This window comes from Microvirga sp. VF16 (genome assembly GCF_016864375.1).
Classification (GTDB): domain Bacteria; phylum Pseudomonadota; class Alphaproteobacteria; order Rhizobiales; family Beijerinckiaceae; genus Microvirga.
The window spans coordinates 394,877-417,316 of record NZ_CP069358.1; the positions used below are offsets into that span (position 1 = coordinate 394,877).

Here is a 22,440-nt window from a genome sequence, read left to right on the forward strand (position 1 = left end):
TTGCGAATTTTATATCAATCCTTATATCAGTCTTACCCCAGCGGACAGTGTTGTGGACTTCGACAGCGGCCGCGGCGTGGTAAAGTCCGCGCTAGTGGTGGAAATTTGCTGACGCGCCGGGGGTTGGGATGAGGTGGTCATTGGGCGGACCGGCTATGGTGGAGTTGCTCGACTGCACCCCAGCTGAAGGAACCCCAATGACCGACGACAGACTACCACTGGCCGCGCTGATGGCGAAGGCCGACGATGGCGACTTTCTGCGCAGTGTCGCCGAAAGCGTGCTCCAGATCCTGATGGAAGCCGATGTCGAGGGCGTGATTGGTGCCGCCCGCTACGAGCGCAGTGGCGAGCGGGCCACCTACCGCAACGGCTATCGCGAGCGGGCGCTCGACACGCGCCTGGGCACCCTGAACCTCAAGATCCCCAAGCTGCGCACCGGAGCCTATTTTCCCGGCTTCCTGGAGCCGCGGCGCACGGTCGAGAAGGCGCTTGTGGCGGTGATCCAGGAGGCCTGGATTGCCGGCGTCAGCACCCGCCGGGTCGACGATCTGGTCCAGGCGATGGGCCTGAGCGGCATCTCGAAGTCCTCTGTGTCCAAGCTCTGCAAGGACATCGACGAGCGGGTGATGGGCTTCCTGCAGCGCCCGCTCACGGGAGAGTGGCCGTATCTATGGCTCGATGCCACGTACCTCAAAGTGCGGGAAGGCGGCCGCGTCGTCTCCGTGGCCGTCATAGTCGCTGTCGCCGTCACGACCGAGGGCCGGCGCGAGATCGTCGGGCTGCATATCGGTCCGAGCGAGGCGGAGATCTTCTGGACTGACTTCCTGCGCAATCTGGTCAAACGCGGGCTCACCGGCGTGAAGCTGGTGATCTCGGATGCGCATGAGGGCCTCAAGGCCGCCATCCGGCGGGTGCTGGGCGCCACCTGGCAGAGGTGTCGGGTGCATTGGACCCGCAATGCGCTCGCCTATGTGCCGAAGGCCCACCAGACCATGGTGGCGGCTGGGCTGCGCCAGGCCCTCCAGCAGCCCGATCAGGTGGCGGCCCGGGCCAGCCTCTCGCATTTTGCCGACCAACTCCACAACCGCTGGCCCAAGCTCAAGGTCTTCGTCGACGACAGCATGGATGACGTGCTGGCCTATATGAGCTTCCCGGCCCAGCACCGGACGAAGCTGCATAGCACGAACCCTTTGGAGCGCTTGAACAAGGAGATCAAACGCCGGGCTGACGTGGTGGGCATCTTCCCGAATGAGGACAGCATTACCCGCCTGATCGGCGCGGTGTTGCTGGAAGCCAATGACGACTGGCAGCTCCAGCATCGTTACATGCAGGTCGAAGGGATGACCGAACTCGCAACACCCATGATCAACCAGCAGGCTCTGGCAATCACCCCACAGGCGAACTGACCAATGGCCACCTCAAACCGCACCCGAATTTACACTCATTGACGGACGTGACCGGCGGCGTCACCGCCAGCGTCGATGTAGTCGTGTTAGGACGGATGTAATCCGATACGGCTTATTCCTGTGCTCGCCTGACGATGCGAGCGCCCGTCTGGTACCCTATCAGCCCAGGCCCGTAGTGCGCGAGGCGGAGGCGCGAAGGCACCCTGTCCGTACGCCCCGGAGCCTGGGCTTTTCCATTTTCTCTCAGACGCCGTTTTTCAGACCCCGATGCGCGGCGGCCCTGGCTCTACTGGTTTTCTTCTCGTATCGCAGCAACCAGCATTTCCGCCGCGACCACCTGGCGATCTGCGATTCCCGATCAAGCACTACCTGGTGCTGCATCGGACAGACCCGGGGCAGGGGATCCGGCGCTTCTATAGCCTCATAATCGAGCGCGACCTCTTCGGGACCGTGCGGCTGGTGCGCAACTAGGGCGGGATCGGCACCAACGGCCGCGGAGCGTATTCGAGGCCAGTCTCGGCCCCTTCCTTCGCTTATTCAGCAAAACGGCCCATGGATGGCCACCTGGCGGCCGAGCCTATACTCGCGAATATTGCCGCTGGAGCCGAGCATTTTCAGCCAATAGGACCAAGGTCGAGTGGTCGGTTCTCCGTCATCGGATCGTCCATAATCTCCCGATCCTCGCGGGAGCTCTCAATCACAACGCGGAGCCGGCGTTTCGCCTCGGAGCGGGAGATCGTCTTGTGGTCAGAACCGAACAATCGAACGGATTTCTCTACGGCTTCTTGTGAAGCGAGCTTTTCCGGGTACATGGCGAAGTACCAGACCTGAAAGACTTGAGCCTCAAGGGGAAGAGATGTCGAGGCTCGCGCATAATCGTACCATCCGACAAAGAGAGTATGGTCGTTTACCTCGTCGCTAAAACTCGCGAGGAGTTCCTCATCCTGCCGGTCGAAACCGGATTGAGACGTCGCGTGCTTGAACGCATTCCAGTACTGGTTTCGGACCCTGCGTATTTTCTTCGTATCGAGGTCCGGCTGGTGCTTCCGCGCGTGATCGAAGAACGACGTCTGTCTTGCTTTTAGAGTTAAGTGTTCGGCGATTTCGCCACCGCCGCAGGCGAGGCAGTGAACGGAGACGCTGTCTTGGTCGTCGATGAATAGCGCCAGGGCCTTGCCGAGTTGCCGGCGCGCAATTTCAGCCTTGTCCATCCCATAACCTCTATTTCTCTGCCCTGCCCGAGGGAATTTAAGTCCCTTGCGACTACCGGGATCGTGACGCCCGTATTCATCAAACGCCTGAAATTTCCTCATCAATCTCTGGTTTCCAGCGCAGGCGATCGATCCCGAGGGCAAAGAAGAGCGCCACCTCGAAGGAATCCTGGAGCAGGTAGGTCATCAGGGTTATTTCGAGAGTGCGTCCGTTGCGGGTCTCGCGCAACCAGGTTTGGCCGTTGCGCATGAAGTACTCAATCCGGTGGCCGGATCCATTCGGTTACTTGGAATATAGTATCCATCAAGCGCCTCCGATTATGACCCTGGGCCACCTTCGGACCCAGGGCGCTCTATAGGCTATCGACCTCTCTGCGATCGCGGCGCGTGCGAGCATCGGCGAGACTGACGACGGTAGCCGGTGGGGCAGACAGCAGAGCCAGGGTGGCGTTCAAGGCCTTGCGCAGCGCGCGCTCGGTCTCGATCAGGTCGTCAGCCAACTCGCTCGGCACCGTTACATCGGGCAGTAAGCCGAAAGCGCAATACATCGCATCGCGAGCCTGCTCCAGGACCTCGCGCTCATTCTGTGTCATAGAAATCCTCCTAGAAATCGCCGTCGGCGCATCGTCGGAGGGCTGAGAAGACCTATTGCTGCCCCTGCGGGCCGCATCGTCTTACCACCGTTGCCGGTCAAGGCTGGTTGGCGGGGCCCTCAGGTCCTCTCGGGAGGCATAAGAAATCTATCGTGAAAACCGGGTGCTGAAAAGAGAATAGCAGGATTGATCTCAGATTTGGCGGCAATGATCTGATAGCTGCAAGGCGCAACTTTTCGCCTGCAGTTACACCCTGCCACTGTACCTGCAGCTCGGCTGGCTAGGCGCTACAACCTATCTAACCAGAGCGCCGATTAATAAATCAGACCGACGCTCAACCCTTCGTCCATTCTAGGCGTGTCGCGTTAGGGCTGCAGAACCGTTCCAATCTCCTGATAGTTGGCGACAGTTTGCGCAAGATGGCGCCGCAGGGCAGCCGAATCCTCGAAATTCCGTTCGTTGGTGGGGACGCCGGCCAGACTGCGCGCCCGTGCGGAGAATGATCTGGCCGCGAGAATCATCGCCACACTGATTTGGGAGCCTACCTACCCGTTGCTCGGCCCAATCCGTCCACATGGCCTAGGAGTGTCCATACCTCCAACTTGCTAAGTAGGTCGCCATAAGACTTGCGACGCGGGAGCTGCGGGTGTTTCCTGGGGAGCATGCAACACCATGATCACTCTCCCGGGACGTGGCTCGACGAGGCGGATCGCAAGCGGCTTGCCGCAGCGCTTGCCGGCGCCCGTGAGGCCCGTGTGTATCGCCGCCTCGAGGCGCTGCTATTGGTGGCCGAGGGCCATTCTATGGCCGAGGCGGCCCGCCGCTGCCGGGTCAACCGCTCCAGTGTGCATCGCTGGCTGGTGCAGTACCGGGCCGAGCATGAGGCCGCGGCACTGATCGACCGGCCGCGCAGCGGACGTCCCCGTCGTCACCCGAGGCTCACGCCGCAGCGGCTGGCGGCGGCCCTGGCACGTGACCCGCGCCGCTGCGGCTACCAGGCGACGAGCTGGACGGTGCCGCTGCTGGCGCACGATCTGGCCGCCAAGGGCCTCGCCGTCAGCCCCCGCACCCTGCGGCGCCGGCTGCACGAGGCCGGCTATCGCTGGAAGCGGCCGCGCTATGTCTATGTCGCGCGCGCGGCTCATCTGGCGCAGAAAAAAGGGGCTTGATCCGGCGCCTGAAGGCGGGCTGGCACAGAGGCGATCGGCTGCTGTGCCTCGACTGGACCCTGCTGCGACTGTTTCCGCCCCTGCGGGCGATGTGGGCGCTCAAGGGTACCCAGGCGATCGTGCCGATCACCGGCCGCAATGCCAAGCGGGTGCTGTTTGGGGCGATTGACCTGCACAGCGCGCGCCGGCTGGTGCTGGTCCGCCATCGCGCCGGTCAGGCCGATGCCCAGGCGTTCCTGCGCGTGTTGCGGCGCCACTACCGGGGCGCCGGCTGGCTCTGGCTGCTGACCGACCGGGCGAGCGCCCACACCGCGCCGCAGACCCAAGCCCTGGCCGCCCGGCTGCGCATCCGGTTCGTGTGGCTGCCCCGGCAGGCGCCCGAACTGAGCCCGATGGATCAACTCTGGCGCGAACTCAAGCGCCTGGTAGCGGCCAACCGGCAGGCGGCGTCCATCGATGCTCTGGCCGCCGAGGCCGCTGATTGGGTGCTGACGCTGACGCCGCAGCAGGCGCGCCGCAAGGCCGGCATGGCATCCAAACACTTCTGGCTCAGAAAGCTGTTGCAGAACTTTTGGCGACCTACTTAGTCAATGCTCGTTTACTTCAGTCGATTTCCCACTATCCTTAACGCCCTGATTGTTAAATGGGCTGCCGGGGACTGAGAATTGGCGAAACAAAGTGCTGTCGCACGCCTGCTTTCTGGGCTGCGCAACGAATATCATGACTTCAAGCCTTCCCTTCAGGCCTTCCCCGACATCAATCCCGACCGCATAGCCAGGGACCTCGACCTCGGCAGGGAGGCCCGGACACGCGGCGAGCGCAACGAGCCGCCATTCGAGTCCGACTCGATGGACGAGATCGAGCTGAGAGTCGTCGACCGGATCGAAACCCACAGGAACTCCGCCCACGACAGCATGTCGGAGGAGCTCCGCGTCTACGACCAGAGGCTCGGCGCGCTCGACTTCCAGGAACGCTTCAACACCATCCGCACGGCAGCCCCCGCCGCGGTGGACGAGTTCATGGCCGAGGCGATGCAGGGGAGGAACGAGCTCTTCGTCCGGCGCCGCCACGTCTGGGAATGCGAGGTGGAGAGGGACGACTTCAAGGCCACTCACCGGATAAAGCGGGTGTCCCAACAGGCGGAAGGCGGACTGCTCACGTTCAAGATCTCCGTACTGTTCATGCTGGCGTTCATCGAAGTCGTGATGAACGGCTCGTTCCTCCAGAAGGGCAACGCGGGCGGCCTCATCGGCGGCATCGTCGAAGCGATCGGGTTCGCGCTCCTCAACGTCGTCGGCAGCTACGGGATCGCCTGGGGTGGGATGCGCCGGATCAACCACCGCCACTGGTTTTCCAAGCTGTTCGGGCTGGCCTCGATCATCTTCTATGTCGGCTTCGTCCTGATCCTCAACCTTGCCCTCGCACACTACCGCGAGGTCTCCGGCTCCCTTCTCGAGGAGGGAGGCCGCGAGGTGGTCACCCGCATGATGACGAACCCGTTCGGGCTGGCCGATATGAAGTCGTGGCTCTTCGGCGCGATGGGTGTGGTGTTCTCCCTCGGGGCGGTGGTCGACGCGCTCCTGACCTTCGATCCCTATCCAGGCTTCGGACCCCTGGAGAAGCGGATGAAGGCCGCGCACGCCGACTACAGGAGGCTCTACGAGAGGCTGGTGGGGAACCTTGAGGTGATCCGGGACAGGGCGATCGACAGCATGTCCGAAGCCTCCCATGACCTCGCCCTGCGTCGGAGTGAGTACGATGCCATTCTGCAAGGCAGGTCGCGCCTCTTCCAGCTCTTTGCCTCGCACCAGAACAACCTCGAACGCGCCGCCAACACCCTGCTCGCCACCTATCGCGAGACCAATGGCCGCCACCGCGCCAAGGAGACGGTGCCGGAACGGTTCAGGCGCCCTTACACGATGGACCGGGTGCCTCCCCCGGTGAACCCGGCCGAGGCACAGGATTTCGAGGAGTTGAAAAACAAAATCGATCAGGCGCAATCGGTGCTGGAGGAGCACCAGAAGCAGATGCACGCGGAGTTCCAGAAGGCTCTTCGCTCCTACAAGGAAATCGAGGACATGTTCACGGGGGTGGAGGATGCGGCGCAACAGCCGAAACTCAAGGTCGTCGCGTAGCCGGAGGCGTGGCGACGAGGGCGGCGGCCTGCACGCGGTTGGCATCGGCATCTTCGCGCTGACGCTGCTGGGGTGCGGCATCCTCGTATACATCTGGATGACCTCAAAGACCCCGCCAATTCTTGACAGCGCGACCCTCTGCCCGCCTGAAGGACCGCATTCCGCGACGGTCATCCTGCTGGATTCATCCGATGCCCTTCCAGGAGTTACGAGACAGGAACTCCTCACCTACCTGGTCGATACGGCCGAGGCGATGCCCGAGCACGGGCTGTTGGAGATCAGGCGCCTGAGCCAGGATGCCCCTGGAGGAAGCACCGTTTTCTCTAAGTGCAGTCCGGGCACCGGCGATGGGGATAGCGTCATTACGACCAACCCTGAACTCCGGCGCAAGCGCTGGCGGGAACGCTACCTCGAGCCGTTGAAGCGTGAACTCGAGGCAGGCCTGTCGCCGGCCGAGTCAAAGACCTCGCCGATTCTGGCGACGTTGCAGGGCATTGCCGTGGAGCGCTTCGGCGGGAACAGGGCGGCGGCTATGCCGAAGACCCTTATCGTCGTCTCGGACCTGATCGAGCACGGGTCCGATTACTCGCAGTATCAGGGCGACCTCTCGTATGGACGTTTCCAGAGGTCGAACGCCTACAAGCGGGTCAAGACTGACCTTAACGGGGCGGAGGTCAACTTCCGCTACGTCCAGCGGGTGACGCAGAAGCCGATCAATTCCGCGGAGCACATCAAGTTCTGGAAGGATTGGGTGGATGACAGCAACGGTCGGTTCAAGAGCGCGAAGAAGCTACAGGGAGCAGGTTGATGAGCATGAAAGCCATCCCCGACGTGGGATCCGACCGGACTCCCTACGAGATCTGGGGTCCTCCGGCCCTCTTCATCTCGTTCGTCCTCGCCGGCTGCGCATACATCGTCCTCGCGAAGCAATATGGGCTTGGGCAGGTTCTCGTCACCTTCGTGCCGGTCGCGTTCATGCTGGGCTACGCGGCCCTCATGGCACTCGCCCGCTACGTCCGCCTGCGTGACGACCAGGCGGGCGACAACCTCTACTACATGGGCTTCCTCTTTACCCTGACGAGCCTCGGTGCCTCGCTCTACCACTTCGATGCCGGCGGGGACGCGGAATACATCGTCCAGAACTTCGGCATTGCCATCGCATCGACGATCACCGGGATCGCAGCCCGCGTCGTGTTCAACCAGATGCGCCGCGATCCGGCGGAGGTGGAGCGGGTCGCGCGCCTCGAACTGGCTGGTGCGGCGAAACGAGTGCGTGCCGAACTCGATACGACCGTACTTGAGTTCAACCACTTCAGGCGGTCGATGCTGCAATCGATCGAGGAGAGCCTCCACGAGGTCAGCGCCCACGTCGACAAAGTCGGCAAGCGGCTGCTCGCTGGTCTCGAGGAAGTGACCGAGAAGTCCGCCGCGCCGCTGGAGGCCGCTTCGAAGCGGTCGAGCGATACGATCGGAACGCTCACAGCGACGATGACGGCCGCCTTGGAGGTCAGTGCCAAGGAACTCTCGAAGGAGACGGAACGCCTTTCCGTCAGTGCGGCGAACATCGCAGGGACGCTTGACGGGGTCAGCGGGAAGCTCGCGTCCATGCAGACCCCGGACGAGGTGATCCGGATCAAGCTCGACCCGACGATCAAGGGCGTGTCGAATGCGGTCGATCGCCTGGGCAAGCGTCTCGACGACCACGCAAAGGGCATCGATACCGCGATCGAAAGCATCAGGGAAAGCACCGTCACTGCATCGGAAGCCGTAGGCGTGGGCATGAAGGCATCCGCTGCGTCTGAAGTCGCCGTGCGCGATGCAGTCGCCTCATGCCTCGACGCCATCAAGGGTCTTTCGGCCGTTATCGATGCTTTCGGCTCGGCCTCCGGGGCGCAGGCACAGCGGGCGGAATCCGTGTTGGCGAGGACCGCAGAGACTCTGCGCGAACTCCAGCAGGCAGCGACGGGAGCATTCGAGCGTCAGGCATCCCAGGTGGAAACCCTGGCAGGTGTCGTCACGGATGCATCGGAGCGGCAGGTCGGCCACGTGGAGGCGATCGGCAAGATGGTGAAGGACGCTACGGAGCAGCAGGCATCCCAGTCCGAGAAGCTGGGCAAGGTCGTTTCGGAGTCGTCCGACCGCAATCGCGCGCATCTCGAGGACCTGCGAAAGCTGATCGGCGACGCGACGGCGATGCAGACGAAGCGGATCGACGACTTCTCCAGGTCCATCATCGACGCGTCCGGCAGGCAAGAAAGCCGGATCGAGAGCCTGATGAAGGTTGCCTCGGATGCATCCGAAAGACAGGCCGGACACGTCGAGGAGATGACGAGGTTGCTGTCCGCGTCCGCCAAGAAGCAGGTCGGCCACGTCGAGGAGATGGCCAGGCTCGTGTCAGCATCGGCCGACAGGCAGATCGGCCATGCAGACGGCGTGTCGCGGGCAGTGACCGAGGCATCCGAGCGTCATTCGGCCAGGATCGAGGGACTGTCCTCGGCGGTCTCGCTCGCATCGGATCGGCTTACGGACGGGATGGAAACGTTGGCCCGTCTCGTCCCCGCAATTCAGCAGGGAGCAAACGCGATCAGCGTTGCCGCCGAGAAGCTGCCGTCAGCTATAATTACCAGCCCGGCGCCTGAGGCGACGATGCCGTTCCATGGCATCGGGGCCGCGAACGGCCAGGGGATTGAGGTCAGCCGATGAAGGAAGCCGGCCAGATCGAACGCCAGTCGTTCTCCTACAGACAGGGGCTCGTCCTCGGCCTGACCATGGCCGAGATCATGCTCCTCCTCGTGTTCTGCCTCCTCCTCGCGGCCGGGGCGACACTCAGGCGCGAGCGGATGGCGAGAGAGAGCGCGGAACGGGATGTCGCCATCCTTCGGGACGCGCGCCCGGACCTCGACGCTATGCAGAAGGAGCTGTCCAGCCTACGGCTCACCCTCAACCTCGAGATAGAGGGAAGGCGGAAGGCCGAACGTCAGGCGGCAGTCCTGTCCGACGACCTCAAGGCAGAGGCGGAGCGACGCCGTAGGGCCGAGGTCGAGTTGGCGATCCTCAGGGAGATGGAACCCATCGCAGAGGCCTTCAGGGCGGTCATCATGAATGACGCCCGTGTTGCCGATGCCTTGAACCAGGCCGGGCCGAATGGCGCCATGATCACCGACCTGTGGGACGAGATCGTGGAGAGCCGGGACGCGGTCCGGGCGGTCATCGAGCGGGGAATAAGCGTCGCGGAACTCAGGGACAATGCCGAGTTCTTTGCCCAGGCGAACGAGCTGCGCCGGAATGGGGCCGATGGAGAATCCCTGCGCAGGCAATCGGAAGTCGCCGAGACCATGCGCGAGCTAGAGGTAAGCGGGGTGACCCTCGCCGTTATCAGGGAGAATGGAAATCTCCTTGCCGATCCTAACACGTTGCGGCGTCAGGCCGAACTTGCCGATAGCGTGCGCAGGACACTGTCTGCCAACGGCATCGACCCTTCTACCTCCGATCTGTCGAGGACGTTGGACGCGCTGGACCGAGGGATCAAGGCGCTGAAGGCCGATGAGGGCAATGGCAAGGGCGACGATCCCAACGGGCACAAGTGGCCGCCAATGATCAGCCTGAGCGAGGCCGGAGGCTACTTCTTCAAGCTCGGGAGCGCGGAACTCGACACCAACTTCGAAAAGCGGCTCCATGAGGTCGTCGTCCCGACCCTGCTCAAGACGGCGCAAGACTTCGACGTCGACGTGATCGAGGTCGTGGGACACACGGACGAGCTGCCGATCGGTGCCAAGAATTCCAATCTCGACCGCGACATGGTCGAGGTGCTCAAGGGCAACAAGCCCATCGCCTCTCTCAGACCTGGAGACAACGCCGGCCTCGGCATCACGCGGTCCGTATCGGTCGTCAGGAGCCTGTTGCAGGACGGTCGACTGACCGGGTTACGAATCCTGCCGCTGTCCGGTGCCCAACTCGTCAAGACGGACGAAACGCTGGCGAACGGAACTGACGTGCAGGGCGACGTGAAGGAACGACGCCGTATCGAGATCAGGCTGAGGAAATCCGTGCCTCCGGAGCAGCCTAAGGCAGGTGGCGACGTGGCGAACGCCAACAAGGGCTAGACGATCACCCAACGCATGATCCAAGGACGAAAAAATACACATGATGCGGTATGCGGGTTTCTGGCTGGCCTTGCTGGTCTTCGTCACGAACGCGGCGATCTCGGGCTATGCCAAAGGCAACGTGGTCATCGGATACGCCCACGTCCTCGACGGGGATACGGCCGACATCGACGGCAAGAGGGTTCGCTTCTTCGGCATCGACGCCCCTGAACTGTCCCAGAGCTGCGTCGATGCAGCCGGCCGCTCCTGGCAGTGCGGGCAAGAGGCGCGGGGCAGGCTGATGGAGTTGACCCAGGGCAAGGTAGTCACCTGCACCTACGAGGAAGCGGATGCCACGGGCAGGCTTCTCGGCTCCTGCAAGGTGGCCGGGCGCGACATCAACGGGATCCTCGTCGCCGAAGGACTCGCGTGGGCTTTCGTCAGGTACAGCGATGTTTACTTGGTGACCGAGCGCCAGGCCCGTGCCGAGCGCAAGGGGATCTTCGCTGCCAAAAACGTCACCGCATGGGACTACCGGGCCGAAAGGTGGCACAAGTCGACGGCCGAGACCCAGACGGGAGCCTCCAAGGGATGCCCGATCAAAGGAAACGTCTCGGCGTCGGGTGAGCACATCTATCACATGCCTTGGGACCGTTACTACGCTGCGACCAAGATCGACACGACCAAGGGCGAACGTTGGTTCTGCGACGAGGCGGACGCCGAGAAGGCGGGATGGCGCAGGGCGTATCGTTGAAGGCCAACGTATCCCCGGTTCACTGGGTTTCCCGAGGTTTCGGGGACGATGTCCTATAAACGCAAACTTCTGTTCCGCACGAGATATCGCGTCCCGTTGACGGCGAGAGCGTAATTGTATTTTAGAGATCGTGCGGGATCGGGGGGTCTGATGGGAGACGGATGCGTCGCAAATTTGGAGCTAGAACACGAAGACGGCTGAGATTTCGTCAGAAGTTCAGGCAGCGAGGAGATCGAACTGCTCTGCCAATGAACGCTGCGGATGGCAGGCATACTTCGCCTGTCCCTTCCGCATCATATGGATCAATTCAATGCCGCCCAGGATCACTCGGGCAGAGACAGCGAACTTGAAGCCGAGCATCGGCCGAACCCGCCGTTTGATACCGCGATGATCCTGTTCAATGCGGTTATTGAGAAATTGGCTCCGCCGGATCAGGATTGGCTTCAACTGGCGTCCTGACTGATCCTGGAGCCGGCATTCCGTATCGCAGGACATGATCGCTTCACGATTGGTCTGACTACCGTCGATGACGATCCACTCGGGTCGGCCATATCGCTTGAATGTCTTGCGCAGGAACCGCTTGGCGGCCGTCAGATCGCGCCGTTCGCTGAGCCAGAACTCGACCGTGTCGCCGTTGCTGTCGATGGCCCGGTACAAATACATCCAGCACCCTCGGACTTTGATGTAGGTTTCATCCATATGCCACCTGCCGGTGACAGCTCGCTTTCGGCAATTGAACCGCTCCAGCAGCTCGGGAGAGTAACGAACGACCCAGCGATGCACGACGTGTGAGAAAATCCCTTTGGCAGGCCAGGTGGATTCCCTTCACAGTGGTCACTCCTCCACGATGTCTGTGAGCGGACGAGCAGTCGTTATGCAGGAGATCTACTCGGTAAGGGGCCCAGCTTGCGACGTCAGCACCTGCCGATTTGCCTTCTTCAGGCTATGTGTGCTCCAAAACGCGGCCGCCACCGCAGTCGGATCCACTGCTGGACATTGTAGGTCAATACTGCCCAGAGCGCCTCCGTGCCAACCTTCGCCAGCCCGCGCACGTGAAAGCGCCGGAGATCGAGCTTCTCCTTCAGCCATGCGTTGACCAACTCCGCCACGCGTCCGCGCTCACGCAGCAAGCTCCGTGTTTCTGGACTTGTGTGACGGCTCCGGAAAGCGCTCACCACTGGGTTCTCATGCGTGACGACAATCGAGCGCACATAGGTGCCATTGCCCGAGCAGCACTGCCGGCGGCTGGGACAGACCCGACAATCGGTCTTGCTGGCCTGGTAGCGCACCAGCCTTCGTCCCGGCCGGTCATGACCGTCGCGGGCCGTCAGACGCTTACCTTCCGGGCAAGTGTACGTATCCGATGCTGGATCGTACGGGAACTTGTCGGGCAGAAAGGCATCGGTCACGCCCACCCGCGCAAACCGCTGCTGGACCCGGCCATCGGTCTCAACCCACGGGCCGATCAGTTCGACATCCTTCTCGTGCGCCGCCAGGATGTTCTCGCGGCTGGTATAGCCGGCATCCACCACCATCTGATCAGGTGTCTGGCCCAGTCGCTCTTCGATCTGTTCGACAGCAGGAGCAAGATACTCGTAATCAGGGGCCGCTTGACCGACATCCAAACCAACTGCAATGCCATGGGCTGCATCGGTCGAGATCTGGACGTTGTAGCTCAGGGCATAATGACCATCACCGTGGCGCATGATCCGCGCCTCCGGATCGGTTGCGCTCGCCCCAATCTGCCGCTGCCTGGCACGAGCATAGCCGGGGCGCTTGGCCTGAGTGATCTGCTGGACATTGACCAAGGCCTGCTCGAGCCGTTCAACCCGCTCCCGCCGGGCTCGCTCACGGGCCGCGGCCTGCCGGGGTGTTTCCTCCTCACGGCGCGGATCTCCCATGGCGGCAACGTGCTCGCGAGCCGCTGCCAGGTGCTTCCTGATCTGCTCCTCTTGCTTGAACGAGCTCGGTCCTGCCTGCGCGGTGATCTTCGTGCCGTCATGCATGACGGTCTTCAGGGCAATCAGCCCCTCCGCACTCAAGATCCCGAGAACCTGCGTGAAGACCTCGTCCAACGCGTCATGGTGGGCCAAGCGAAAGTCGGACAAGGTATGATGATTAATCGTGAGGAGCCCTGTCAGCCAGCGGAAGCCGGGATCGTGCTCGCAGCGACGCTCGACCTCTCGCGCCGAGCCGATGCCGCGGCTGTAGGCGTAGATCCATAAGCTCACCAAAAGCTGAGGATCGTAGGCGGGGCGTCCAGCTCCACCTTCAAGCGAACCGATCCGGTCTACAAAGGCGGACAGATCAAGCCGGCCCACCAACTCCCAGATTGCCCGAACCGGATGGTCCTCGTCGACCAGTCGCTCGACATCGAGCATGGTCCAGCACAGCTGCCGGCGATCAACATGCACCAGCCGAACGCGCCTTAGCCGTGATGGATCTGAGCGGGAACAGCAAGATTGAACCGTCTCACGTGAGGCCTGCGGATCGACAGGGTCCATTACCTGACCTCCCTGGAAAGGCTCCGGCTATTGTAGCACGTTGGAGCTCCCAGAGGATTTTCTCACACGTCGTGCACGGTGGCATGGTCAACGCCGATGCCCCGCTCGGCCATCATCTCTTCCAAATTCCGGAGGCTGAGATTGTAAGCCAAATACCACCGAACACAGAGCAGGATCACCGAGCGATCAAAATGCCTGCCCTTGAACATGCCGCCCTCTTCCCTGAAACCGAGGAGGGTATAGCTGAAACTCTGAAACAAAACGTTTGCGACACATCCTGCCAGGACGAATGTACTCCGGCGAAGCCTGTTCATGCGCTTACCTGACGATGCGAGCGCCCCTCTGGTAGCCCATCAGCCCAGGCTCGTAGTGCGCGAGGCAGAGATGTGAAGGCATACTGTCCTTTCGCTCCGCTTTGCAGAACTGGACGCGCACAATCTCCAGTGTGGATTGCTGGCATGAGCGAAGTGGTTCGGGTTGGTAGAGGGGGCAAGGGACTATGGAGGAGCAAGGGTATAAAGCCGTCTCGGAAGCCAAGTGGTCGCACCAATACCAGCGTGCGAGTTGTGCAGGACACTGGCGTTCCGTCGGGGCCACACCCGAGTGGCACGGAAGGATTCTGCACAGAGGGTGGCGCTGGATCGAACCAGGACCAAGTCCCGCCGTTGTCGCGGACGGACTCAGCCCGCTCGCGGCTGACAGTCCAGCCCCAGTCAGAACGAAAATGATCATAGCTCGAACAGGAAAGTGGGCGAGTTTGCTGCTACTGCATGTCTATTCGGATGGGTTACAATTCAGACTTCAGGCTGCACGATCCAACCTGCGCCGCATTACGAAGGTACTGGGTTTCTCGGACGACTTCAAAGCCATGCCGCGCGTAGAAGCTAAAGCAGGGTCGTTCTTCAGCACGAACAGCGCCATCGACCTGACCTTTTGGTCCTGCTCGTTCAGCAACCGCAGGACTCGACTGCGACTCCTGCTCGTCATCGACCCAGTCCAGGCGGTTACGAGGGGTCTGGTGGTTTCAACATAGAGATCGAAGGCAAAGACATAGTCGGGTGACAGAACCGGTCGAAGGGTGATCGCCATCTGTTGGTCTGGGAAACGGCTGGGCTAAATCGATCCATCAAGCTTATGCCGTGTCATAAGCGGAATGTGAATGGTCGTTCGAAACGATCCGATTATCACAGCGCGTGAAACGCATGCCAAGGCACAGATCGTCAGAGTTGTTGTCTGTGTGCACGAAGCCGGGCATGCAGTTGTGTTGGGGCTTGGCCTTGGAAAGTCTTACTTTCCAGAGACAATCGAAATTAGTCTGGAGCAATCGTCGCCCGGCGGTGCAGTCTCGACCACTATCGGAGAAATTCGGGATACCGATAAGGCCATGCGTTGCGCGGCCTATCTGATAGCTGGAAGCTCGCTGTCGCCATTGGCAAGGAAAAGGTGATTGTTGCCCCTGAGGTTAATGAGAATGAGGGATTTTGCCTGTGGAGAGGGGTGGAGGACGATAGCCCAGAGACGGATAAAGCCAAGTTGTCTCTTATCCTGACAAGGTATCCCTCTGTCGAAGAGCCAGCCGAGCAGTTCGCGCGAAGCATTTTGAACCAACATTGGACTCAGACCGTAGCGTTGGCTAAGGCTTTGGAAGAACGCGGTAAGCTGAAAGAGGCAGAGATAGTTCAGATCGTAATGGTTTAGTAAGCGTGGCCGGAACACCAAGTTCGGGTAATGTGTAGTCGCTTTTAAACTCGATGCGACCGTATTTTGGGTCAGGGGATCAATGTTGAGCGATTTATAGCGCTCTCGGATCTGCCGTGGGAGAGCCTTGCGGGTTGTTCAGAGCAGCTCACGATAACCATTCTCCGCTTCAATGCCCGGTTGGCGGCGTCGGGCCTGGCCGCCGGGTGGCAGTCCCGCTGCGATATGACCGAGGCTGTTCGAGCGCTATTGCTCGATGGCTATCTGGTCGACGTCGGCAATTTCGTCCTTCATGACGCCAGCGTGGACGTTCGCAGCCCAACCGATGAACTCGACCGGACGCGCGCAGCTCTTAAAGCTCGGAGGATCGCGATGGCTCGAAAGGCCCTCTGGCCAGTTTCTTTCGATGAGCTAGCCGCGCTTAGAGGTGTCGGCGGGATTGGGGCCGAAGCGCCGACGGCATCGAAACGCAAGAGGCCTGATCCGGATGATGACGAGGCATATCCGGCCTATGCCAATGATGCGGACCCGTGGAGGTGCATATTGCCGAAATCGATGCCGCGTTGGATCGCACCACTAGGGTCCTAGCGGGTGAATCTCCGCTGCCCAAGAGCCGGTCGCATCTGGTCTATGACCCGGATCGGGATGAGGCCGAGGACTTGTGGCTCGATCTCGTCAAATGGACCTCCCATTGGCCTGCTGTCGCAGCGTCGGCAGTCGCCTGGAATGCGTGGCTGGATCTCAGCCTCTATACCCGGTTGCCGTAGTTGGGGCTGACGATGGCCGCCTCTATCCTGCGAGCGCGAGGGCTGACGAACCATCTTTTACTGCTGGCGGCAGCCATTAAGAAGTCGAAGTCCCGTCCGCAGGGCAGAGCAGGGCAGGGACGAAGGAGAAACTCGATGTCTTTTGCAGTGTCGTTGAGAAGGCTCTGGAGAGGCTGATCCTTGCCCGTGAGTTGATGAGCCGGGTGACGGTGATGACCCACTCCAACTCCAAGCTGCCGGAACTGGTTGACCTGTTCTGTCGCGGCCATTGGTAACGGTGCTGCTGGGCACCAAGCTGCTCAAGGTCACCCCCAGGGCTGTAGACCTGATGCTGGCCTCCACCGCACACGTGGCCGTGCGATTGCCGCTAATGCCAGTGTCTAATCGACCTTGACTTACGACATTCCCATCCTCAACTTTCTCGCCCGTGGCTAGGGGTTGGGTATGGGATTTGAGATCGAGTTTCTTCCCGTTGGGGATAGCAATGGCGATGCCATCTGTATCAGGTATGGCGACGACGAGCAGGGATACTGGGTACACGTCGTCGACGGAGGTTTCGTTGACACTGGGCAGACCATAATCGAGCATATTGAGCAGCATTATTATGGCCCCGGAACGGTTATCGCGAATGTGGTTCTCTCGCACGCGGACAATGATCACGCGTGTGGACTGATCAAAGTCATTGAGCACTTTGACGTCAGAAACATTTGGATGAATAGGCCGTGGCTCTACGCCGATGAGGTGGTGGACAGCTTTCACGGCAACTACAGCGTTCCAGGCCTTATAGATAAGATGAGGCAGATGCACCCTTATCTGGTCGAGATCGAGAAGATTGCTGCCAGAAAGAAAATCCCTATTCACGAAGCCTTTCAAGGAAGCCTTATCGGACCGTTTCGGGTGATGGCGCCGAGCCGGCAGCGATATGTTAGCCTCATTCCCGATCTGGATAAGACTCCGGCATCCTACGCAGAAACGAAGGGTGTGTTCGGTTATGTCGCCGAGGTTGCGAAGTCCGTTGTTCAGAAGGTCCAAGAGGCCTGGGGTATTGAGACGCTCCAGGACAATCCCGATCCTACTTCTGCGTCCAACGAGACAAGCATTGTGCAACTTGGGGCGATCGACGGTGAGACCATCCTTTTGACTGCCGACGTCGGTCCTGCCGGTCTGGAGGAAGCGGCTCGCTATGCGTATTCACTAGGTCTTCTGAAATCGCCTAACTTCGTACAGGTGCCTCACCATGGAAGCCGGAGGAATGTAACCCCGAAAGTCCTGAATTGGTGGCTCGGGCGCCCATTGGAGCAGGAAGGGAATATCCGAGGGTACGCTTACGTGTCTGTAGGCAAGGACGCGGACATCTATCCTCGGAAAAGGGTGAAGAATGCGTTTATCCGACGCGGCTACACGGTTCATGCAACAAGAGGGATCACCAAGCGCTATACCCGCAACATGGCTGCACGTGACGGTTGGATAGCCTCAACACCTGAGCCATTCTCCGTGGACGTTGAAGACTGATGTCTCTCTCAAGCCTCTTCGATGTATATTCCATCCGCGCTCGGATCTTTCCGGCGGTAATCTCCGCGGCCCCTGCTTTTGCCTTGGGAGCAACATCAGTCACGTGGGGCAACCTGGGGCTCTCAACGGCGCTCGTCGGTCTCGCGATGGCCGTCATGCTATTTGTGCTCTCGGACGTGGCGCGCCGCCGGGGCAAGAAGATCGAGCCCGAGATTGAAGCGCGGATGGGAGGGCGACCGAGCATTACGATGCTTCGTCACGACAGTGGCCAAATGGATCCAAAAACGAGAGACCGTTATGTGATGTTCTTGGCGGGAAAGCTGAATGAGAAGGCACCCACCAAGGGGCAGCAGAGAGCCAACCCAGAAGCTGCGGACGCCTTCTATGTATGCTGCGGAGCCTGGTTACGGGAACATACCCGCGACACCAAGAAGTTCCACATCCTCTTCGGGGAGAACATCACCTACGGCTTCAGGCATAACTTGCTCGGCATGAAGCCTATTGCCCTTGTTCTGAACATCCTGACGGTGATTGCGTGTGTCGGCATCATCGCGGCTACCGAGTGGCCTCTAACGCTGACAAGCCTCAGCGGGTCCAAGCTGCTGCCGGTCCTCGTCATCGCGCTGTTTCACGCCGTTTACTTGATCTTTGTTGTGACAGAAGCGTCTGTCGTCGAGGCATCTAAGCAATATTCCAGGCAGCTCTTCCTCAGCTGCGAGCCGCTCATGCAATCGGCGCCAGTTCCTAAACCCCGCCAGAGTAGGCCGAAGGTAGAGAAGAAATAATTGGCGGGCGCCGTTGGTCAGAGGTCATGAATGAGGCCTGGAGCTCAACGGCTAGAGCCAGCCGCTCATAACGGTCTGGTTCACGGTTCGAGTCCAGGCAGGCCCACCACGCTCGACAAGGCGCCTTGCTATGTAGATCTGGGCTAAGATCCGACCCATAGCGCGGCCGCTCCTCTTGTACTGAGGGCGCGGCGCCTCTGACGGCTCGCCAAGAATTTGCAGACCCGCGCGTCGTCGAGCCGCAGTAGTTTCCAGCTAGTCCGCGCGCCATATCGTTTCAATTGGGGAAGCTGACTTGGGCCTTGAACATCCCTCACGCCGATGGCTCGAGAACATGTCCACCCGCCGGGCCAAGAGGGTTGACCGTCAGCTGCTCTATGCATCAGCAGACGAGATAGGGGCCTACGCTGTTGAAGTGGCCGCTACGATCGGCAGCATTTGTCATAAGTGCGGACTTGAGGCCGAGCCCCAAAATGTGGATGCTCCCGAAAACCGTTAACCAAGGCGATTCCGGAGTCACTGGATATGGGCGCTCGCCCCGAGCTCCATGGTTGAGTCGAAGGCCAATGGAAAGGAGCTCATGTTGGTTGCACCAGACTACAGTTTCTCACTTCATAGCCACCGATTTGCTGCTTGGTGCGCGGCCACTGCAGCCAGTGCTTCGAAGAAGTGCCGGTTTTCTGTATTGGCCGGCGTGAAACTAATTGAGCAATCGGGCCTCAGCCAAATGGCGGCTGGCTGGAACATGCTCCCGGATCCCGAGGAGTTCGATGCATACCACCGAGGCATGCGGGAGCGGCTGGTTGCACTAGCGCCTTTCATTGTTGGAAGCGGACCCTGCCGAGAGTTCACTCATGGTGTCGCCGCTAAACTGATCAACTGCTATCTCAAGCCGTTGTACGTCGTTGGTCCTTCTGATCCACAAGCGATGCCTGAGGCCCAGCAGGAGAAGTTGAATGCAGTCCATCCGCCTATCGACAGACTACTCCTCACTAGCCTCATTGCTGCAGATACAGGCCCCCGCAGGGTCATTTGGCGGAAGGCAAAGGAGACAGGATGGTCGACCTTCAGCAGCGCAGATTATGAGGCTGTGATCGAAGCCGTTCGGGACTTCACATCTGGGGAGCTCTGGAAAATCGAGCGGCATTGGTCTGGCTATCAGTCTTCCATGGACGCTACGAACTGACCCGGTGCTGAGCTGACCCCCAGCGGAAAGCGCCAGCGACAATCTACGTTGATCCAGCCGGCTGACTGTTACCTTCTCAGGGCTCGGCAGCCTTCAGGGTTTGAGCCGTCGTAAGATATCATCGAGCTCGTCAGGAGCTTCCAGAAATTGAGTGAAGCCCTTGTCCCAAATGGCTGCAGTCCCGTCCAGCGACAACGTCCACCCACTTCCGATCCTCGTACCGCCGAATGGACCGCGGGCATTTACGCGCAGCGTGTGGAGTAGTTTCAGTTCCTTGCGGCCGAGGTCGTACATGGTGTGCTCAAGGAACGGACGCTTCCAAAGGTCGACGATCACGATCGGGGCCGCTCGACTTTTTGATCGAGCTTCCTTCAGCCATGTGTTAAGATGCAGGTCGGTCAGGCCTGAGCCGATCACGTAGATGATGTCGGCCTGCATTATGTCCCGCGCTAAGGCCACGTAATAGTGAGACATGGGGCGTTGCTGGAGCCGTGAGAGCTTCTCCAAACCCGTTATGACAGCGGTCCGGAGGAAGGAGCTTCCATGGAACTCGCAATGTCTCAGAGCCTCTGAGCGTTCGTCGAACCAGTATAGCTCTCCGATGTCCCCTCCATGTGGGATCGGGTGTGGAAAGCCTAGGTGAACGGATCCGTGAAGGTGGAAAACGGAGTTGGCGTCCTCTTGTGTCCAGAATCGTTCGAGCTCAAAGCGCTTCGGTTCCGAGCTCAGACGCGGATCAAACCCTGTATAGAGATCAGGTACTGCTTGAAGGACGAAGTCGTCATAGTTCGTCGTGTAGATTCGGGTGACGTGCTCGCTTCGAACTTTTGCGAGGAAGGCTGCCAATGGAGCAAGGCTAGCTCCGGGCGCATCGCAGGAAGCGGAGAAGCGCTTGTAAATGACTTTGACAATTCTGTCGCACAGCGTGCGTACGGCGTTCTCAGTGAGACCAGATGCGTTGGAAATAAATGGGCTGAGGATAGGGCGGAACTCGTCGACGGAGCCATCCGTCGGGGGAGAGGTGAAAATCAGCTCATGAGCACAGTGGTAGATCTGCTCGAAGTTCGGACTCGCTGGCTTGTTGAGGTAGTTCTCCAATCCCTCCTTGATCGTCGCGTACGCTCTGTCGCCACCTGTGTACTTCATCCACTCGTCACCTAAGACGTACTGTTCGATCTCGTCCGTGATCCTGGACGTGGAGGGTGCCTTGTAGTCGATGGATGCTCCGGCACCCAGGAGGATTACAGCTCGGGTCATGATCTATGCTGATGAAATGCGGCCAGGAAACCGGAGTGGCGGGACGACTGCTGCTTTTAGCGCACCGGCACAGAAAAATCGCTGAGGCGTGTTGCCGTCGTTTGATTGGGGCCGGGATGGAAGAAACATGTCGGCAAGGTCTGGAGCGACATGAACAACCGCCGAAAGCAGGAGGCGCCCTATGAAGGTCACCTCGGAGTATAACATGCCCGCCAGCCGAAGCGAGCGGGCTTAAGCAGGCTTTCGCTCTTAGGACTGGCTATAGACCTGAGCCGTCGCTCTGAGGCGTTCGGCACACTCGTAGATTTCGTCTAACGTGTCGATCTTGACTCGCTCTTCCTTCTCTCCATCGAACAAGCCAATATACTTGACACTGCGATTAAAGTGCAGGCGGGCGAGCGGCCGTCTGTTGTTATCGTCGACCAAGATCCCGCAGTAGCTCTTTTGATCCCGCATCGCGACCCGAGCTGGCTTAAGGATATCGCGTACAATCGCACGCACGATCATAAAGCCTTCCCGCTCTTCCTCCGTCGTCGCGACGACTTCATCAGCCTCGACAGGTGGTGGCTCAGCAGCTACGTCGGCCGCTTCCGTATCCGCTAGGGCAGTTGAAAGCCGAGCCTGCACGGAGTCACGAATAATCTCTCTGAAAGCCGTTTTCACCATTGGCGTGAACTGTTCGCGAATAGCAGCCGTGAAACGTCCAAGCTGCAAATTCGCCGTGACGAGACGAACGAAGTCTTCGGAAGGCGTTTCCATCTGCGCGACAATCTCTTTCTTGATTGCCGAAGTGTATTTCAGTTGGTGAGCGGTTTGCAGTATATTGTCGATGCTGAATTCGCTCTTAGCAAACTTTTTCAGCTCATGGGTTAACTGCCCTTGCAGATCAGAGAGATCGAAAGTCAGGAACGGTCGTTCATCAAGTTTGTTTGGTGCCTCGAGGTCCGTGTGAAAATGGAAGGTGCGACCGTTCGTCAAGATCGCGAACCTAGCCTCCGTCACAGAAAAGTATCTGTAAAGCTGTGCTAGGTGGACCTTATCCAGATTCGTTGTGATCGGCTTACACTCGATTAGTATACGGATGGCACCGTCGACCTTGATAGCATAATCGACCTTTTCACCTTTCTTCCCGACAGCGTCCGCTGTGTACTCAGGAACGACCTCATGCGGATTGAAGACGTCGTAATCTAAGGCGGTCAAGAATGGCAGAATCACCGCCGTCTTAACAGCCTCCTCAGTGATCATCGCGCTTGAATGAGATTTAACCCTTTCCGCAAGTATGCGGAGCTTTTCTTCAACGCTCATAGTGGCCCCCAGGCTTCGATCGAATAACACGATCATTTGCTGCGGAAATCGTCAAGCCAAGAGCGCCCTAAGTTAG

General features: G+C 59.9%; 19 protein-coding genes, 2 pseudogenes and 1 riboswitch. Of the genes and pseudogenes, 13 read left to right on the forward strand and 8 right to left on the reverse strand.

Annotated elements, in window-relative coordinates; genetic code table 11:
* The first annotated feature begins 197 nt into the window (after window positions 1-197).
* Window positions 198-1,406, forward strand: coding sequence for an IS256 family transposase (locus JO965_RS44700; RefSeq protein WP_203447556.1), 1,209 nt, complete (start codon window positions 198-200; stop codon window positions 1,404-1,406).
* Between the two features lie 614 nt (window positions 1,407-2,020).
* On the opposite strand, the gene JO965_RS44705 is transcribed toward JO965_RS44700, so the two are convergent.
* From JO965_RS44705 to JO965_RS44715, 3 genes are all read right to left on the reverse strand, one after another.
* Window positions 2,021-2,719: a hypothetical protein gene (locus tag JO965_RS44705; RefSeq protein WP_203447557.1), complete on the reverse strand. Its 699-nt coding sequence runs from the start codon at window positions 2,717-2,719 to the stop codon at window positions 2,021-2,023.
* Window positions 2,697-2,867 (reverse strand): hypothetical protein, encoded by a 171-nt coding sequence (locus JO965_RS44710; protein ID WP_203447558.1) that lies wholly within the window; start codon window positions 2,865-2,867, stop codon window positions 2,697-2,699. The genes JO965_RS44705 and JO965_RS44710 overlap by 23 nt, the downstream gene beginning before the upstream one ends.
* A 103-nt stretch (window positions 2,868-2,970) precedes the next feature.
* Window positions 2,971-3,210: a hypothetical protein gene (locus JO965_RS44715; protein WP_203447559.1), complete on the reverse strand. Its 240-nt coding sequence runs from the start codon at window positions 3,208-3,210 to the stop codon at window positions 2,971-2,973.
* A gap of 44 nt (window positions 3,211-3,254) precedes the next feature.
* Window positions 3,255-3,353, reverse strand: a riboswitch (SAM-I-IV-variant riboswitch).
* Between the two features lie 519 nt (window positions 3,354-3,872).
* Here JO965_RS44715 and JO965_RS44720 point away from each other — a divergent pair.
* From JO965_RS44720 to JO965_RS44750, 7 genes are all read left to right on the forward strand, one after another.
* Window positions 3,873-4,379 (forward strand): helix-turn-helix domain-containing protein, encoded by a 507-nt coding sequence (locus JO965_RS44720; RefSeq protein ID WP_246777289.1) that lies wholly within the window; start codon window positions 3,873-3,875, stop codon window positions 4,377-4,379.
* A complete protein-coding gene (locus tag JO965_RS44725) occupies window positions 4,376-4,966 on the forward strand; it encodes a transposase (protein WP_246777290.1) in 591 nt (196 codons plus the stop codon). The genes JO965_RS44720 and JO965_RS44725 overlap by 4 nt, the downstream gene beginning before the upstream one ends.
* Before the next feature lie 78 nt (window positions 4,967-5,044).
* On the forward strand, window positions 5,045-6,514 hold the full coding sequence (locus tag JO965_RS44730; RefSeq protein ID WP_203447560.1) for a hypothetical protein: 1,470 nt from the start codon (window positions 5,045-5,047) through the stop codon (window positions 6,512-6,514).
* Window positions 6,477-7,322 carry a hypothetical protein gene (locus JO965_RS44735; RefSeq protein WP_203447561.1) on the forward strand — a complete coding sequence of 282 codons (846 nt, stop codon included), beginning with the start codon at window positions 6,477-6,479 and terminating at the stop codon, window positions 7,320-7,322. The genes JO965_RS44730 and JO965_RS44735 overlap by 38 nt, the downstream gene beginning before the upstream one ends.
* Window positions 7,322-9,217 (forward strand): hypothetical protein, encoded by a 1,896-nt coding sequence (locus JO965_RS44740; protein ID WP_203447562.1) that lies wholly within the window; start codon window positions 7,322-7,324, stop codon window positions 9,215-9,217. The genes JO965_RS44735 and JO965_RS44740 overlap by 1 nt, the downstream gene beginning before the upstream one ends.
* Window positions 9,214-10,617, forward strand: a complete 1,404-nt coding sequence (locus JO965_RS44745) for a hypothetical protein (protein ID WP_203447563.1) — start codon at window positions 9,214-9,216, stop codon at window positions 10,615-10,617. Before JO965_RS44740 ends, JO965_RS44745 begins: the two co-directional genes overlap by 4 nt.
* Window positions 10,618-10,657: 40 nt before the next feature.
* The gene (locus tag JO965_RS44750) at window positions 10,658-11,350 is read left to right on the forward strand and encodes a thermonuclease family protein (protein WP_203447564.1); all 693 of its coding nucleotides are present in this window, start codon (window positions 10,658-10,660) and stop codon (window positions 11,348-11,350) included.
* A 216-nt stretch (window positions 11,351-11,566) separates the two neighbouring features.
* On the opposite strand, the pseudogene JO965_RS44755 reads toward JO965_RS44750, so the two are convergent.
* The 3 genes and pseudogenes from JO965_RS44755 to JO965_RS44765 all read right to left on the reverse strand — a co-directional run.
* Window positions 11,567-12,133 (reverse strand): annotated as a pseudogene (locus JO965_RS44755) (IS6 family transposase); the annotation flags it as partial.
* A gap of 155 nt (window positions 12,134-12,288) precedes the next feature.
* Window positions 12,289-13,764, reverse strand: coding sequence for an IS1182 family transposase (locus JO965_RS44760; protein ID WP_203447565.1), 1,476 nt, complete (start codon window positions 13,762-13,764; stop codon window positions 12,289-12,291).
* A gap of 161 nt (window positions 13,765-13,925) precedes the next feature.
* Window positions 13,926-14,063, reverse strand: a pseudogene (locus JO965_RS44765) (IS6 family transposase); the annotation flags it as partial.
* Between the two features lie 950 nt (window positions 14,064-15,013).
* Here JO965_RS44765 and JO965_RS44770 point away from each other — a divergent pair.
* The 5 genes from JO965_RS44770 to JO965_RS44790 all read left to right on the forward strand — a co-directional run bounded on the left by JO965_RS44770 (window position 15,014) and on the right by JO965_RS44790 (window position 19,802).
* The gene (locus JO965_RS44770) at window positions 15,014-15,301 is read left to right on the forward strand and encodes a hypothetical protein (RefSeq protein WP_203447566.1); all 288 of its coding nucleotides are present in this window, start codon (window positions 15,014-15,016) and stop codon (window positions 15,299-15,301) included.
* 781 nt (window positions 15,302-16,082) lie between these two features.
* Entirely contained in the window at window positions 16,083-16,319 is a 237-nt protein-coding gene (locus JO965_RS48820) for a hypothetical protein (protein ID WP_246777291.1), read from the forward strand.
* 444 nt (window positions 16,320-16,763) lie between these two features.
* Window positions 16,764-17,831, forward strand: a complete 1,068-nt coding sequence (locus JO965_RS44780; protein WP_203447567.1) for a competence protein ComEC — start codon at window positions 16,764-16,766, stop codon at window positions 17,829-17,831.
* A gap of 146 nt (window positions 17,832-17,977) precedes the next feature.
* Window positions 17,978-18,616 carry a hypothetical protein gene (locus JO965_RS44785; RefSeq protein ID WP_203447568.1) on the forward strand — a complete coding sequence of 213 codons (639 nt, stop codon included), beginning with the start codon at window positions 17,978-17,980 and terminating at the stop codon, window positions 18,614-18,616.
* 547 nt (window positions 18,617-19,163) lie between these two features.
* A complete protein-coding gene (locus JO965_RS44790; protein WP_203447569.1) occupies window positions 19,164-19,802 on the forward strand; it encodes a hypothetical protein in 639 nt (212 codons plus the stop codon).
* A gap of 93 nt (window positions 19,803-19,895) precedes the next feature.
* Here the strand turns inward: JO965_RS44790 and JO965_RS44795 are convergent, their stop codons facing one another.
* Window positions 19,896-20,900 (reverse strand): SIR2 family protein, encoded by a 1,005-nt coding sequence (locus JO965_RS44795; RefSeq protein WP_203447570.1) that lies wholly within the window; start codon window positions 20,898-20,900, stop codon window positions 19,896-19,898.
* Between the two features lie 408 nt (window positions 20,901-21,308).
* On the reverse strand, window positions 21,309-22,364 hold the full coding sequence (locus JO965_RS44800) for a type I restriction endonuclease (protein ID WP_203447571.1): 1,056 nt from the start codon (window positions 22,362-22,364) through the stop codon (window positions 21,309-21,311).
* Window positions 22,365-22,440 lie beyond the last annotated feature (76 nt).